This is a genomic window from Emticicia agri (assembly GCF_004168285.1).
Classification (GTDB): Bacteria; Bacteroidota; Bacteroidia; order Cytophagales; family Spirosomataceae; genus Emticicia; species Emticicia agri.
In genome coordinates this window covers 1-16,001 of record NZ_SEWF01000035.1, presented here as the reverse complement: position 1 = coordinate 16,001, position 16,001 = coordinate 1, and the positions used below count along the sequence as shown (strand labels likewise).

General features: G+C 38.1%; 14 protein-coding genes. 7 read left to right on the top strand and 7 right to left on the bottom strand.

Annotation, left to right across the window (positions count from 1 at the left end):
- Positions 1-142: 142 nt before the first annotated feature.
- Entirely contained in the window at positions 143-1,333 is a 1,191-nt protein-coding gene (locus tag EWM59_RS19710; protein WP_130022968.1) for an alpha/beta hydrolase family protein, read from the top strand.
- 7 nt (positions 1,334-1,340) lie between these two features.
- Entirely contained in the window at positions 1,341-2,198 is an 858-nt protein-coding gene (locus EWM59_RS19705; RefSeq protein ID WP_130022967.1) for a type IX secretion system membrane protein PorP/SprF, read from the top strand.
- Position 2,199: 1 nt separating this feature from the next.
- Here EWM59_RS19705 and EWM59_RS19700 read toward each other — a convergent pair whose 3' ends face one another.
- Positions 2,200-3,885, bottom strand: coding sequence for a hypothetical protein (locus tag EWM59_RS19700; RefSeq protein ID WP_130022966.1), 1,686 nt, complete (start codon positions 3,883-3,885; stop codon positions 2,200-2,202).
- 123 nt (positions 3,886-4,008) lie between these two features.
- Positions 4,009-5,172 (bottom strand): sigma-54-dependent transcriptional regulator, encoded by a 1,164-nt coding sequence (locus tag EWM59_RS19695; protein WP_130022965.1) that lies wholly within the window; start codon positions 5,170-5,172, stop codon positions 4,009-4,011.
- Positions 5,173-5,711: 539 nt separating this feature from the next.
- Here EWM59_RS19695 and EWM59_RS19690 point away from each other — a divergent pair.
- The 3 genes from EWM59_RS19690 to crtD all read left to right on the top strand — a co-directional run bounded on the left by EWM59_RS19690 (position 5,712) and on the right by crtD (position 9,210).
- On the top strand, positions 5,712-6,635 hold the full coding sequence (locus EWM59_RS19690; protein ID WP_130022964.1) for a hypothetical protein: 924 nt from the start codon (positions 5,712-5,714) through the stop codon (positions 6,633-6,635).
- A 48-nt stretch (positions 6,636-6,683) separates the two neighbouring features.
- Positions 6,684-7,601: a hypothetical protein gene (locus tag EWM59_RS19685; protein WP_130022963.1), complete on the top strand. Its 918-nt coding sequence runs from the start codon at positions 6,684-6,686 to the stop codon at positions 7,599-7,601.
- Between the two features lie 127 nt (positions 7,602-7,728).
- Positions 7,729-9,210: a 1-hydroxycarotenoid 3,4-desaturase CrtD gene (crtD, locus tag EWM59_RS19680; RefSeq protein ID WP_130022962.1), complete on the top strand. Its 1,482-nt coding sequence runs from the start codon at positions 7,729-7,731 to the stop codon at positions 9,208-9,210.
- 324 nt (positions 9,211-9,534) lie between these two features.
- Here the strand turns inward: crtD and EWM59_RS19675 are convergent, their stop codons facing one another.
- From EWM59_RS19675 to EWM59_RS19655, 5 genes are all read right to left on the bottom strand, one after another.
- A complete protein-coding gene (locus EWM59_RS19675) occupies positions 9,535-10,047 on the bottom strand; it encodes a thioredoxin domain-containing protein (protein WP_130022961.1) in 513 nt (170 codons plus the stop codon).
- A gap of 44 nt (positions 10,048-10,091) precedes the next feature.
- A complete protein-coding gene (locus EWM59_RS19670) occupies positions 10,092-10,559 on the bottom strand; it encodes a hypothetical protein (protein ID WP_130022960.1) in 468 nt (155 codons plus the stop codon).
- 122 nt (positions 10,560-10,681) lie between these two features.
- Positions 10,682-11,446, bottom strand: a complete 765-nt coding sequence (locus EWM59_RS19665; RefSeq protein ID WP_130022959.1) for an alpha/beta fold hydrolase — start codon at positions 11,444-11,446, stop codon at positions 10,682-10,684.
- Positions 11,447-11,652: 206 nt separating this feature from the next.
- Complete coding sequence (locus EWM59_RS19660) at positions 11,653-12,537, bottom strand: aldose 1-epimerase family protein (protein WP_130022958.1); 885 nt, start codon at positions 12,535-12,537, stop codon at positions 11,653-11,655.
- Between the two features lie 203 nt (positions 12,538-12,740).
- On the bottom strand, positions 12,741-13,157 hold the full coding sequence (locus EWM59_RS19655; RefSeq protein ID WP_130022957.1) for a hypothetical protein: 417 nt from the start codon (positions 13,155-13,157) through the stop codon (positions 12,741-12,743).
- Positions 13,158-13,663: 506 nt separating this feature from the next.
- Here EWM59_RS19655 and EWM59_RS19650 point away from each other — a divergent pair.
- Both EWM59_RS19650 and EWM59_RS19645 read left to right on the top strand, forming a co-directional pair.
- Complete coding sequence (locus EWM59_RS19650) at positions 13,664-14,968, top strand: TolC family protein (protein ID WP_130022956.1); 1,305 nt, start codon at positions 13,664-13,666, stop codon at positions 14,966-14,968.
- Positions 14,969-15,153: 185 nt separating this feature from the next.
- On the top strand, positions 15,154-16,001 hold an 848-nt coding region (locus tag EWM59_RS19645; protein ID WP_130022580.1), incomplete at its 3' end, for a transposase.

The following is a 16,001-nucleotide window of genomic DNA, read 5'->3' as shown; positions in this document are numbered from 1 at the left end:
TATTTCCTGAAGTTACTTCCCTATCCCGTATAATTACTATACCCAATCTATAAAAAAGTCTGCTGTTTACTATTGCTGTTTGATGAAACTTTCATCGGACAGGCTAATAGGCTGAAACGAACAAATTTAAACGGTGATTGGCATGAAAAAAGTTCTGTACATTTCAGTTCTGACTTTTTTAATAGGCGGCTCATGTAAAAAAGATGGTGAGTTAACGCCAAAGACTTGCGGCACGCTGATTGCGTTTGAAGAAAAAGGGCATTTGTCCATTCAGCAAATCATTGCAAATGTAGATCAACTCTCGGTTCAGGATATAGCGAAACATGAAGTAACTCTCTACGCCATTACCTATCGAACAGAATGCAGAGGCGAACAAATAGACACCAAAGGCCTGATTATGGTGCCTGACAACGTCAGCTCAGCCTATTTAATTGCTTACTTTCATGGCACACAGCTACCCGTGCATGTAGGTAGTCTCTTCAATGTGGATAATACTGTTCCATCCAATTACTCAGGAGGTAGTACTGATTTTTCAGAAATCAGGAATATGGGATTAACCTGGGCATCGGGCGGATATACTGTTTTCTTGCCTGATTACATTGGCTATGGAAGTACCCATAACAGAGAACACCCCTACCTCAATTACCCGGAAATGTTCAAGTCAAATATTGACGGGCTTTTGGCAACCAAAGCATTTTTAGAAGGAAAAGGCATTGATTATGACAATCGGCTTTTTCTAAGCGGTTGGAGCCAGGGAGGTGCAGCTTGCTTATCTGCCCATAAATATATTCAGGAGGCTTACTCATCTCAATTCAATGTGGTTGCCAGTTCAGGTCTTGCCGGGCCCTATCATTTCATCAAGTTTATTGATGATATTTTATTGAAAAAGAATGAAGATTCAGATATTATCAACATTTTTTCCTGGAGTATCTATGCCCTGAATAAGTTTTCGCCTTCGCCCCGCCCTACCGACCAGATTTTTTCATATCCGGTATTCGACCAGTACGCCGCCATTTTTGCTCCTTCTAAAAAGCCGAAGGACATTCTGAATAATTTTTTTCTGTCAAAAATAGTGGATGGAACAGACACCCGATTCAGGTCAATTCTGGAGAATAATACCTTTTCTGCAGGATGGAAGCCTGTGGGAAAAGTATTTTTGCATCATGGAGATTCAGACAAGGTAGTGCCTTATTCCAATTCGATAGATGCTAAAAACGGCTTGCAGGCAGCAGGGGGAGATATTAAATTCTATACCTATTCAGGAGGCGGACACGATACGAACCTGAAAGAATACATTACCAATACATTGAATGATTTTAATCTTTTAAAATAGTCAGCGTATGAAATATACTTCTATTACTATTTTATTGACGCTCATACAGCCTGTTTTTGCCCAGAACACCTTACGGCCTAATATCTATCTGGGCAATCTTAACTTCTATAATGCAGGTGCAGGTCTCAATGATGATACGCACAATCATTACCTATCTCTTTACCTGAAAGATAAATTTGTGCCGCAGGAAAACAATGCTGTCTGGACTAAGCCGCTTAATATTTATCTGAACTATCTGGGCAATATCAACCAGAAGAGCTTTTTCAATCTTTCATATATACACGATGGCTATTCCTTTTATAATAAACATACCTTGTATGGTGGTTATGGGAGAAAATATGAGTTAGGAAAAGGCCGGATTAGTTTTGGTTTGAGGGCAGTCATTGATTTCAATTATATCAACTGGGAGACGTTAGGTGCTTTGCAGGTAGCGTCAGGCAAAAGTCTGCGCGTAAACCCTAATTTAGACTTTGGCCTATTTTACCAACGGAAGGGCTTGATTCTGAGTTTTTCGGGTAAAAACTTATTTTCAAACGAAGTAAAGAAAGACAATGAAACACTTATCAAAAACTGGCAGGAATTTTACTTCAATGCCTCATACAAGCTTAACCTTTTCAAGGAAAATCTGGCAATAACACCCTTTCTACTTTATTTTAAGGAGAGAAATATGGATATAGATGTAGGGCTGAATATGGCACTATTCAAAACATTAGATATGTCTTATGCTTTACGTATCCTTGAATTACGAAGTATTTATACGGCAAGACTTTCTTTAGGTAAACGATTGCAGATTGGCGCTGCATTTGACCATTCAGCACTACTTTCTGATACCAATGTTGATTTTCTGTTGGGGTATCGGTTCTAAGTTAGTAATTATCAACTCTAATAGTCTGGTCTGAAATTTTCCATTCAGCGCGCTTATTGGCGTCGATAAACACCATCCCGACACGATAATCTCCGGCCGGAATTGCATTTTTGAAATATTCATACTTCACACCGAAGCCAACTCTGTCGTAGAATAAGCTTTTATATTTAATGACCCCTCTGATACCATTAAATGTTGGGGTGGCGCCGAAAAAATACTTCCGGTTAGTAGAATCATTGACGATAAAACCATATCTTTCTTTATATATTCTGTCGTTATCATTCGGGTTCTTTGGAGTATACTTTATAATGGTAGCATAATGTTCGGCCGATTTTTCAATGATGAACGTGGTCTTTTCGCTTTTTCTTTTATCGAAAACCTGATTGCTTAAAGGTGTTTCGGGTAGTACGTACCAACCCTTTCTGATAAATTCATTAGTTTGTTGATTATGTCTTTCGTAAAACTGTACTCCTTCCTGAGCTGTCAGGAATGACCAGTATTGGTATCGCCGAAAATTAACCACGTCGGCTTCAAAGGTTGATTTCATGTACTGATAGCTTATCAGGTTTTTTTCTGCTGATGAGTACCAAATCCCTACTCCGTACCAAATAAACATTCCAAGAATAGCTCCTTGTAGATACTCATTCACTTTAAAGTTTATCAGAAACAGGTAAATGGTTGTAATAAACAGAATCGAATAGTTTTTGTACCAATCAGGTATTTCAACCTTATGAATAGCCCGAACAATGGCTGTCATCATGGCTGTACAGGCCAAAAACAGAAATACACCTAAACAAAACAATAAGACTTTATTTTCGACAGGTTTGAATTTGGTTTTTATCAGATTAACGAAGAAATAAATAAAGTAGATAACTATTCCAGTCACGGCAATGATACTTAAGGCCACAGAAACTGAATTAATATCAGTAAAGAAAGCAGCTCCTAAAAACCGAAACGCATATAGGAAAGTATTACCGTTTAAGGTGGCCTCCCCAGAATTCATCTGAAACCCATTGAAATAGATTGCCAGACTCAGGGCATAGACAATAGCCGTATAAATGGCCTGCCGGAATCTTTGTTGCAATAGTAACAGAATGATAGCCACAAAGAATACCACTATCCCATTCCCATTAGAGAAAGTAGCAAAAAAACCGACTATCCATAGCCAATAGCTGCGTTTGGGCGTAACAAAACAGGCCAGATAAAAAGTAAGTATAGCTAAAAAAATGACGCTCATATTGGGTACATCATAGCTAACAATACTATTATACATGAACTGGTATTGAAACATCAGGAATGGAACCGGCAGAAAATAGACCCAGGAAATAGCTATACGCCTGAAAGCAAAAGCATAAACAGCAAAAATGCCGAAAAGGCTTATATTACCAACTAATATCAGATGTCTGAAATTAAGATTTCCTTCTAACTGAAATAGTTCTAACAATACGGCTCTGAAATAAATAAAACGATGCTGGTTGTGTTGCATCAACAACATCCTGATTTTATCTAATACGGAATCTTTCTGAATGTAAGTTTCGATGTAGTCGAAACCCCAGAAAAAATCGTCATAAAAAGGAACATTGGAAGAGAAATTAAAGATAACGTAGCAATAAAACAGGACAGGGATAATACCTATCAGTATAGCAAATTTCTGCAGTCGGGATAGGGTAGTAAAAATTAGAGCCATACAAAATTTTCAATATGAACAACACAGGGCTTCTTTTTTACGAAAATACCCTGTAAAACGCATAGATAAAATCCAGTAGATAAAAATCAGCGTTTATTTTTATCTACTGGATTCATTGCTACATTAAAATCCTATTCCTGCATATAATTTTACGTCGTCAAGCGTAATAGTAGGTCCGCACATAATTACCAGACGTTCTACAACGTTGCGTAACTCACGCACATTACCTGTCCACGGCAGGCTTTTCATGTACTCCATCGCATCTGGCTCAAATTCTTTTACAGCATCGCCGTATTCATCGGCCACATCGTGCAGAAATTTATCTGCCAGCAGTGGAATATCACTTTTGCGGTCGGTCAGTGCAGGTACATGAATCGGAATTACATTCAGACGATGGTATAAGTCTTCACGGAAATTCCCTTCCGCAATTTCTTTTTTCAGGTCTTTATTGGTAGCCGCAATTACACGTACATTCACTTTTATTTCTTTGTCTCCGCCCACACGTGTAATCTTGCTTTCCTGCAGGGCTCTTAACACTTTGGCTTGTGCCGAAAGGCTCATATCACCAATCTCGTCTAAGAAGAGTGTGCCACCATCTGCCTGCTCAAACTTACCGATTCTTTGTTTGATAGCCGAGGTAAAAGCACCTTTTTCGTGGCCGAAAAGTTCACTTTCTATCAATTCTGAAGGGATAGCCGCACAGTTTACTTCAACAGAAGGCTGATTGCAACGGTTACTTTTTTCATGAATCTGCTTGGCAACCATCTCTTTACCCGAGCCATTGGGTCCTGTAATCAATACACGGGCTTCGGTAGGTGCTACACGGTCGATAGTATCTTTTACTTTTTTGATAAGGTCTGACTCTCCGACAATCTCATTGATTTTGTAGATTCTGCGTTTCAGTGTTTTAATCACTTCTACGTCTTTACTCTTTTCTATGGCATTGCGCACAGTTACGAGTAAGCGATTCAAATCAGGTGGTTTGGTGATGAAGTCAAAAGCACCACGCTTGGTGGCTTCCACAGCATTCTCGACGTTTCCAAAGGCAGAAATCATGACGAACTGGGTCATTACCCCTTCTTCTTTCGCTTTCAGCAACATTTCCAGACCGTCTAATTTGGGCATTTTTATATCGCATAAAGCCACATCATAATGGGTTTTCAGTACCATTTCTAATCCTTCTTCGCCATCTTTCGCCTCATCTACTTCGTATTCTTCATATTCCAGGATGTCTCTTAAAGCATCCCGAATACTCTTTTCATCATCAACAATTAATAATTTAGCCATTTGGGTTATTAAGGAGAGTGTATAATTAAGTAAGTAAGGTTCTCTATTTTAGACGCAAAGTAATGAAAAAATAACAAAAAACTTTAAAAAATTCTTTTAAAATAGATTTTAATCGATGAAATCACCCAAGATTTTATTCTGCGGATATATCCATCTCACAAACACCACTTTATGAACAACCCCCTTTCGATTAGAAGAAATAAATCGTCTGTTAATCTGAAATTTACTTTCCGGTTTATTCCGATTCGGCTACGATTCAAATACAATTTTTCGTCATTCAAATGAAAAAAATTTACCGGACATCTCCCATCAAATATTTTTGAGCCATCAATCAGAAATAGAAGTATGGTTTGAAAACTGTGTTTAATACCCGCCAGAGGCTGGATGGTCTGACGAACATACTCCGGCCTGTGAATGAAGCCGACAATGTCTTATTAAACAGTATTTATTATAAAGCTTTAGAATAGTCGGTGAGATCAAACAAAACAGGAAATAATATAAAGTACTCTATATTTTTTAATTTTCAATTCATTAAAACCATGAAAAAATTATTATTCTTATTAATCATTCATCTCCTCTCTTTCAATACTTTTGCCCAATCGGGCACCATGCTACCTGATGGTTTCATTGTTCCGAATTTAGCAGAAGCCCCGGCTTGCACCGTTGACGATAAAGGCAAAATCTATTTTAATACCACTACCAGCTTAATTATGGCCTGTGATGGCACCCAATGGAGAACCACGATTTCACAATGGCGTACCATTGAGGCTCTCCCTCAAGCAATCAATTTTACTGGTAAAGTAGGAATCAATACGGATAACCCTCAATTTGACCTGGATGTTAATGGTAGTGCTAAAATTTCAAATGCGCTTAGTGTTAGTAAATTAGGCATAGGCACAGCTTCTCCTGAAACAGCCTTAGAAGTCGTAGATGGTGATGTAGCCATTACCAGTACCCTTGATTCAAAGACTTGGAAATTCGATTATTCAGACGAAAATGATTATTTATCGCTTCAGGAAAACGGCACTACCAGAATGATATTTGCCAATGGTGGTAATGTGGGCATTGGCCCTGTTGTGCCGACTGCTAAACTTTCAGTAGATGGTACGGGAAGTTTCACCGGAAACCTGACCGTAAATGGTGGGAATGGTATTGTCAGAACCACCACGGCCAATTCATTAAAAACGCATTTAGCACAGGTAAATCTTGGATCCTCGTTTACGGTTCTTGCAGGCAATTGCGCTACCAATTCTCCGGCATTAAATGTAAGTTCTGCCGGCTTTTCATCTGCTCCCACAGTACAGGTCGGAAATCTGGTTTCAGGTACAGGTAATTTTGGTAAATTAATTATCAGCATTCAGTCAGCCACTTCTTCGGCAGTAACTGTCCGTTTTTGTAATACTACCGCAAGCAATATTTCGCTTAGTAATATTGTCTTCAATATCCTGTGTATTGGCCAATAGGTAAAAGATAGAGACTACTCAAACATTCATTAAAATTTCTATAGAGTCATGAAATTAAAACTCTTCATTCTGAGCATTGTGTTTTTTTCACAGAAACTATCCGCCCAGTTTACAGTTATTCAGCCGGAGGCTTTCAGGCTGGCAAGTAATAATATCAGTACTCACTGTCCTGATTCTTATATAGGTAGAATTTTTTATGATATAAATGACAATACGGTTAAGTATTGTATAGGTAATCTTGATTCAAAAGCGACTATACCTATCTGGGAAGGGGAGGCAGATATATATTATATGGGCAAAGTTGGCATTAGCCAGAATATCCCTTCTTATGAACTGGATATTTTGGGCAAAGCGAATATCAATACGTTATCCATTGATGGGAAAGTCGGAATTAATACCGAAACGCCTGTTGAAAAATTGGAATTAGTAAACCGGGATATGGTCATTAGAAGCAGTGCTGACACGAAATCGTGGGTATTAGCTACTATATTCGGATCAAACAGGTTTGAGTTCCGTGAACAGGGAGCAGGGGGAAGAATGATTATAAAAAATAATGGTAACATTGATATAGGCACTATTTCCGTCACCACAGATAAGCTGAGAGTAGATGGTAATGTGAGCTATGCCGGAAGTTTATCAGTACAAGGAAAAGGGACTTTAGCAAATACCAGCAGCGCCCAGTTGAAAATGATTACCATTACATCTCCGGCTACATCAGCCAATTTCTATATTGACGGCAACACTTGTAAAACTTTAGGATTTTCGTTTGGGAATAATTCTATATTTACCCAACCACCGGTTGTCGTTATTGGACAGAAAAATACAGGTTCTTCTAATGTCGAAAAAATTGTTCTGAGTGTTGAAACAATAACAAACACAGGTGGGTATATCAGATTTTGCAATATCACAAGTGGAGAAATATCTATTCCGAATGTAAGTTTTTCATTAATGGCTATCGGACAATAAAAGGTTATTGCAGAGTTTTCGATAATTACTCGTAAAATAGTGTCCTGAAAATATCTGAATGCCTTAACAATTAGCCCCCGTATATGGTTAATAGTTGACAAACCATTTTGATGACAACCCGGACTCTATGAAAGCAGGCATTATTGGTGCAGGGATTGGTGGCATTGCTACGGCCATACGTTTACGCAACAAAGGTTATGAAGTAGAAGTATTTGAAGCCAATCATTATCCGGGTGGTAAACTCAGCAGTTTTGAGCAGGGCAAATACCGTTTTGATGCGGGTCCATCTTTATTTACGATGCCCCGTTTTGTAGAAGAACTTTTTGAATTATCAGGTAAATCTGTTAATGATTATTTTGAATATAGCAGACTACCCGAAATATGCCGCTATTTCTGGGAAGATGGTACCCGATTGAATGTATCTGCTGATACGCAGGAATTTGCGCAGGAAGCCGAAAAACAACTGGGCGAGCCTGCCGAAAAGGTGCTAAAAATGCTGCAAGACAGTGCTTTTAAGTACGAGATATTAAGCGGCCTTTTCTTAGAAGACTCTCTACATAAACTTTCCACCTGGACATCAGCAAAGGCTTTCAAAGGTTATCTGAATCTACCCAAATTAGGGATTTTTAATACCATGAATGCAGCTAATGAGCAGTTTTTTTCTACGCCTAAGGCGGTGCAGTTATTTAACCGATATGCCACTTACAATGGGTCTGACCCCTACCAGACACCTGCTACGATGAACATTATTCCGCATCTGGAATATAATATCGGGGCATTTTTTCCGAAAAAGGGTATGTATGGCATTATCGAAAGTCTGGTGGCTCTGGCTCAAGATTTAGGCGTGAAATTTCATTTCAATACCCGGGTGAAAGAGATAGTAGTGATAGATAAAAAAGTAAAAGGATTGAAGATTGAGCAGGCAGATACTAATAAAACTGAAGATTTTTGTGCGTTTGATATAGTGGTGAGTAATATGGATATTACGCCTACCTATCGTAAACTCTTACCCCAGGCAAAGCATCCTGAAAAATTACTGAATCAACCCAAAAGCGGTTCGGGATTGATTTTTTATTGGGGAATTAAAAAAGAATTTCCTGAATTAGGCTTGCACAATATTTTCTTTTCAGATAATTATCAAGCAGAATTTGAACATCAGTTTCAGCAAAAAACCATTTACCACGACCCAACTATTTACCTCAATATTACTTCCAAGTACAAAAAAGATGATGCGCCAGCAGGCTGTGAAAACTGGTTTATCTTACTGAATGCTCCTGCCAATGAAGGCCAGGACTGGGACAAATTGATTGCAGAAGCCCGACAGAACGTAATCACCAAACTCAGCAGAAACCTGAAAACAGATATTGCCCCACTGATAGAATCAGAAAGCATTCTTGACCCCAGAAGCATTGAAATGAGAACTTCTTCGGTTCAGGGGGCTTTGTATGGCAATAGTTCCAACAACAAATTTGCAGCATTTCTCCGCCACGCCAATTTCTCATCTCGTATTAAGAATTTGTATTTTGTAGGCGGAAGTGTCCATCCGGGCGGTGGGATACCATTGGCATTATCTTCGGCTAAGATTGTTGGGGAGATGGTTGGGAAATAAAAATGCGTTGTGTAGAGACGACTTGTAGGCGTCTCCTCGGGTCTTTGCAGAAAGATATATTGTAATATACTTAGGCTAAATATCTGTTTAATTAACGTAAATTGCGTATTACAGACCAATGGAGACGCCTACAAGTCGTCTCTACAATAAAAAATATACTTCGATAAACACCCTACCCAATAAACCCAACCACAGCCCCCGTTCGGCTAAATTTTAATTTAGTCAAAGTGTCAGCCGTTTTTAAAACGGCTTTAAAAAAAATACCGCTCTAAGAACGCCTGACCCACCGACTAAATAAACATTTAGCCGAGCAGAGACAAAAAATTACTTTATTTTAGTCAGAAAGTCTTCCAGATTTTTTAAATAATTGGTGTCCACTGCCCTGAATTTATCATTTGTATATTCAATGAATATAGTAGGAATTGCATTTTGTTTGAATTTTTGGATTAGAAAGTCAGACCATAATTCTCCTTTATCTGCAAATCCCCCATAAATTAATGAATCAGCCTTGCTTAATTTTTTAGGGCTATCTACCAGCAAACAAACAAAAATATATTTTTCCTCAAGTAATTTTCGAACTTCTTTATGGTTAATGAATTTAAAGACCTGATCTCTTATATTTGTTCTAAAGTTATAACTTGTAAATAATATCAATAATGGTTTACCTGTTTTTATCGATTCTTCGTGTGCAGTTTTATAATCGTCGTATATATTGGTATACGATGGGAAAAATATTTTCAAATTATTCGATTTAACTTCCTCTTTTCTTTGAAAGAATAGTATCATCAGACACGCAAAAATTAGTGTAACTGCTATTAGTATTATTCTTTTCTTCATACATAAATCGCAGATAAATATTTAGCCGAACAGATGCTTAATTCCTACTTAGGATATGTAAATGTCCAGTTATTCTTTTGAAGTTCGGCTACTGTTAAGGCTCTTGTTTCTAATAAATAGGTTTTTAATTTTGTAGTATCACAGTTATCTTTCAGACTATGGGGGTCTATTGAAAATATATAAACCTCTAATTTACCACCTCTGAATGTGCCATTCATATGTTTTTCATAACAATTATCTCTTATTGGCTGATTTACTACTTTTTCTCTACTTGAATTGGCGGGTACAAACTCCGATAGTGTTGTATAACAACCGCCTACAAACTTCCCATTTTTATCGCTTCTATAAACCCAAATATCCTTTGAGCTATTATTGATAACACCAATACTTTTATGACAATTTGGTCCCTCTTTTGGAATACACCCGTTTATACCTAAATTTAAAAAGAATAAAATCAGATAGTTTTTCATATTAAAATTTACTTTTATATCCCTAATGAAATTATTAGTCATAGCATCAGCCTTTTTTAAAAAGGCTATTAGAAAAATACCATTCTAAGAATGGCATATACATCGACTAACAACTTCGTTGCGGATAAATATTTAGCCGAACAGAGAAATAGAATTAAAAAGCCTCACCCAATAAATCCAACCACAGCCTCCACAAACTCATTAGGTTTTTCGGCTTGAATCCAGTGGCCTGCGCCTTCTATGGTTTCTACAGTGGCATTAGGGAATATTTTTTTGATGGCTGTTACATCTTCGTCATAAATATAGCCGGACTCGCTACCACGCAGGAATAAAACTGGTTCAGAGATTTCACGGGTATCTGTAAAATCGCCACCAATCTGGTAGATTTCCTTGCTTAGTACGGGTAAATTAATACGCCAGTCGAATTTACCTAAATCATTGCGGTAAAGGTTTTTTAGCAAAAACTGACGTTCGCCTACACTGGTTACATAGCGGTCCAATTGTAGTTCAGCTTCTTTTCTGTTGGTAAGTTTATCTAAATCGATAGAATTGAGTCCTTGTATGATATGTCCGTGGTGAGAAGGATAATATTTAGGCGCAATATCCACAATAATCAGTTTGCTGAATTTCCCTTCATGCTTCATGGCAAAGTGCATCACGGTCTTCCCTCCCATCGAATGACCAATAATAATCGGTTTATCCAATTGATGTTCGTCAATAAATTCGTTCAAATCCTCGGCCATGAGTTCATAACTGAATTCTTCACTGCGTGGCGACTGTCCATGATTACGGGCATCTAAAGCATAGACAGCAAAGCCCTTATCGGCTATCATTTTACTAATGGTAAACCAGTTGTCGGAAGAGCCAAAAACGCCGTGTAGAATCAATATAGGCTGTCCTTCACCTGTTTTTCTGTAAAAAAGTTTCATCTGTTGGTTATAGTTAAGCTATTTGTGGTAAAGGTAAAAAATATTGAATGAGTGATTTTGTGATGTCTTGAACTATGATTTAACTGATTGACCTGATTTATATGATTTGATTGATTATGAACATGATTTTAAGGATAAACTATTAATCAGTGTAATCACAAAAATCAGGTAAAACGGTACGCCGTCGCGGCACAGTTCAAGACTAATCACTGCGCGGCGGACCGCACAATCTCCACCCCCCAAGTCCTCTCAAAATTTTCTTTTGCATTCAATTGATTTATCCCCTCTTTCTCTGTCAGTTGCTGGTTATGACTGACACTATCTGCAATACCACACCAGGGCTCAATGCACACAAAATCGGCATCTTTTGCCGCCCAGATACCTAAAAACGGGAAGTCTTTGAAATAAAACCGTAATTGGTGATGGGTTTTATCAGATTTCAGCACAACACTATCTGATTGCAGGTGTTTAAACACAAGGGCATCCTGATAAAATAATTCTTTGGTTAAGGGTATGCGGTTATTGTTTACTGGTAGTTTTTCAGGCATAGTCTCTATCAAACCTCCGTCAGCCAAAGGCCAGCGCATCAGGTCTTCTTCGGCATTAAACTCCAGATAGTAATCTTCATAACTGGTTCCGTCTGCTAATGGCACACGAAAGGCCGGGTGTCCACCTACCGAAAAGAACATTTCAGCATCACCCGTATTGGTAACCTCGTATTTCACATGCAACCGATTTTCGTCTAAAGTATAGTGCAGGCGAAATTCAAATGTAAAAGGGAAGACCTTTTTTGAGGCTTCATCAGATTTCAAAAGAAAGGTAACACTATTTTCTGTCTGGCTTTCTACTTCAAACACACGCTCACGGGCAAAACCATGACGAGGTAAAGTGTATGTTTCTCCTTTATAAATAAAATTATTGTCTTTCAAAGCTCCTACCACAGGAAACAAGACAGGTGAAGATTTCCCCCAGAAAGCCGGGTCAGCCGACCACATATAGTCTATTTGTGTGGCTTTATGGATAAGGTTTACTAATTCGGCCCCTTTGGGGTTAATCGTAGCACTAATAACAGCATTTGTTAGGGTTATCATACAATTGAAATAGGAATAATCGCTTTGCAAGATACATATCTCTGTTTATTCTTAATCAAAAGACTCAGATTATTTATACTCAACCAATCAAATGCCGGAATGTTTCAGACCAAAACTCTATAAAAAAACAAAGGGTAAGGTTATTACCTTACCCTGTCCTTTACGAAAAAGCATTATTAATAAAACTCATTTATTAATCTCTTCTACCATCTACCTTTGCTATAACGGTCGTTGTAACGGCCATTGGCATATCCTCTGCTATATTCATCATAGGTAACTCTCTCTCTGTCACGTTTCTCACGGGCAATCCAGCTATGCAATACAGCTATATCCTGCTCCAACTCACGGCGTTCAAAATTATCTATTCTGCCATCACGTTTGAAACGATTTTCTTTTACCTCAATTCTTTCTGCTTCACGTAACAAAGGTTTGGCTTCTCTTGAAGTTATTCTACCTGACTTAATGCCTTGCGCAATCTCATTGCGTGCCTGAATCTGGTAGCTATCTACAACATTATCATTTCTTCCGTAACGACCACCATCACGTCTGTCATATCCTCTTTGCGCATTAGCACCGATGGCTCCTGCCACCAACATTGCTATCATGATTAACTTTCTCATAGTGAAATTCCTGGTTATTGTTATTTTTTGTTTTTTTAAACTTATTTGATTCTTAGATGTAAAAGAGAAGCCGATAGTTTATTGCCGTTTTGTTAATGATTCGTTAAGAGATTTAATTGACTGAAAATGAGTAGATTATAAAAACAGAATAGTAAAATTCTAATTAAAAGAGTGTTTTTGAGGCAATTGGTTTAATGTAGATAGGGATTATTTTCGTCCTGAGTGTCAGCGAATAGAAACGGACGCCGTCGCGGTCGCCGACTATATTAACAAATGTTTTTTTGCATACCACGCCGGACTTAAGCGGCCGCCGCGCGGTCCGGCTTACATAATAAAATATTCCGTTGTTTTCTTAGCCACCGACTTCAGTCGGTGAAAATCAGCGTTTAGGAAATCAATACCTCTCAATACCCAATCATGAGATTTTATAGGGCTTTTCTTCCGTCTTATCAAAATATTTATACGCCCGTTTTGATAAGTATATACATTTGAAAAAAAATTGAATTATGATACGCCTTATTCTATCTTTTATATTTGGCTTTACGCTATCCGTTGCATTTTCTCAAACCCTTACGCTTGAACAGGCTGTTCAGAAGGGTCTGGAGAATCGCATAGAACTAAAATCACAAAACCTGAATGTGCAGATTGCTTCTGCCGAAAACGAGAAAGTAAAAGCCCGATGGCTACCACAGGTAAACGGGAATGCCGATGTACGCTGGAACACCCAGCTACAAACAACGGTATTGCCTTTTGCGCTACCCGGTTCAGGTGAATCGCAGACTGAAATAAAACTGGGTCGCCCCTTTAATAATTCCTTTATGGTGCAAGCCGAGCAGAAGGTTTATGATGCCAATAAAAAGATTGACCGTGCCGTAAATGACACGCAAGTGGAAGCACAGAAAAACAACCTTGAACAGCTACGCATTAACTTACGACAGGCTATTACGGAGGCTTATTATAATAGTGTGTTTGCCAAAGAAAGGCTTAGTTTATCAACCTTGGCTTTGCAGCGAGCCAATAGTTATTTTGAAGTAGGTCAGGCTCGATTTGACCAGGGGGCGGTTCTGAAAAATGATTTGGATAAACTTGAATTAGATGTAAGTAATGCCAGACTGGCTCAGACTAAAAACCAGCAGGATTATGACCTTAGTCTGATTTCATTACAATACCAGTTAAATACAACAGACAAAGTAGAACCCGGCGAAGATTTGCAGGCCATTTTCAACTATTCACAGATTATTGACAATCAATCGAATATTGAACGACGGACGGAGATAAAGGCAGAAGAGTTGAATTTGCGCATAAACCAGTTAAATGTACAGAAGCAACTGGCAAGAAATAAACCTATGGTTTCGGCCTATGGCAATTATTCTTATTTTCAGTTGGCTGAAACACTTAACCCATTTGAGAAAGGCACATGGTTTCCGGCTAACTATATAGGCATCAGAGCCAGTGTACCTATTTTTGATGGCCGACAAGCCAGATTAGCCTCTAACGACTTTAAAGTGCGTCAGCAGATAAATACCTTAAATACTGAGCGACTAAAAAGTGATTTCAGCTATGAATCTAAAAGTACCTGGAATACTCTGCAACAGTCAAAACTGAATCTGGAAGAAGCCAGGAAAAACATTGCCCTTGCCCAAAGAATTTTAGAAACAGATAAATTCCGTTTCGAGAAAGGGGTTATTTTGTTATCAGACTTAAAGAACACAGAATATGCTTTACAAAGTGCCGAAAATCAATACTTATCAAGCATTTATAATTTTCTGATAGCCAGCGTGAGATATAAGAAAGCGAGTGGGAATTTGTGAAACCGGGAGTAGAATTGCTACTCCCTCCTCAATTCATTGACTTAAGAAGATACATAGGCTCTCCTTTAATAGGGTAACGATTTGATTAGCAATATTTTAGCAAATAAATAAACCCCGAATATGCACGAACTTGACATATTTCGGGGTTTTTCGTATTTTTCTTCTGCTAAGAATTAAAAATACAGATGCAAGGTACATTATTTGATTTGGATTCTCCAAATTTTTCCAGATTGCACATTTTCAAGAATAAGACAGAATTAGGTGCGATTTATCAAACCATAGATTGGGTAGCTTTAGACAATCTTCTTCCAAAAAAGAAAACCAAAGTTGGTTCTCCTTCCATTTTACCACCACGAGGATATTTTGGTTTAATGTTTCTGAAGCATTATCTGAAACTGAGTGATGAAAAGCTATTAGAGCGATTAAATACTGACTGGGCTATACAAATGTTTTGTGGCATTCAATTGTGTGATAATCAAATGGTTCGGGATAATGCTTTTGTCTCTAATGCACGAACTTACCTGGCAAAGCATATTGATTTAGGCGTTTTACAACAAACCCTTATTGCAAATTGGAAGCAGGAAATACCTGATAAACAAGTAGTACTAATGGATGCTACCTGTTATGAGTCTTATATTCGCTTCCCTACAGATGTGAAATTACTTTGGGAATCTTGTCAATGGTTATGGGAAAAACAGATTCCCACCCTGTGTCAAACTTATCGAATCAAATTACCTCGCTCAAAGTTTAAAGACCAAAAGACTAAATATATCTCTTACAGCAAACTGCGAAAGAAAAGTTATAGAAAAACCAGAAGCAGGCAAAATGCTTTACTAAAATTGTTGGATAAAGGAATAGAAGCCTATCAATCCCTGCTCAATCAAACTCAAGCGAAAGGATTAAGTATGGTAGACGCTGAAACATTTAAGACCATTAAACTGGTTTATCAACAGCAAAAACAGCGATACTTACACCCACAAGCCAAGATACCAAACCGGATAGTAAGTTTGTACAAACCCTACCTCAGACCCAT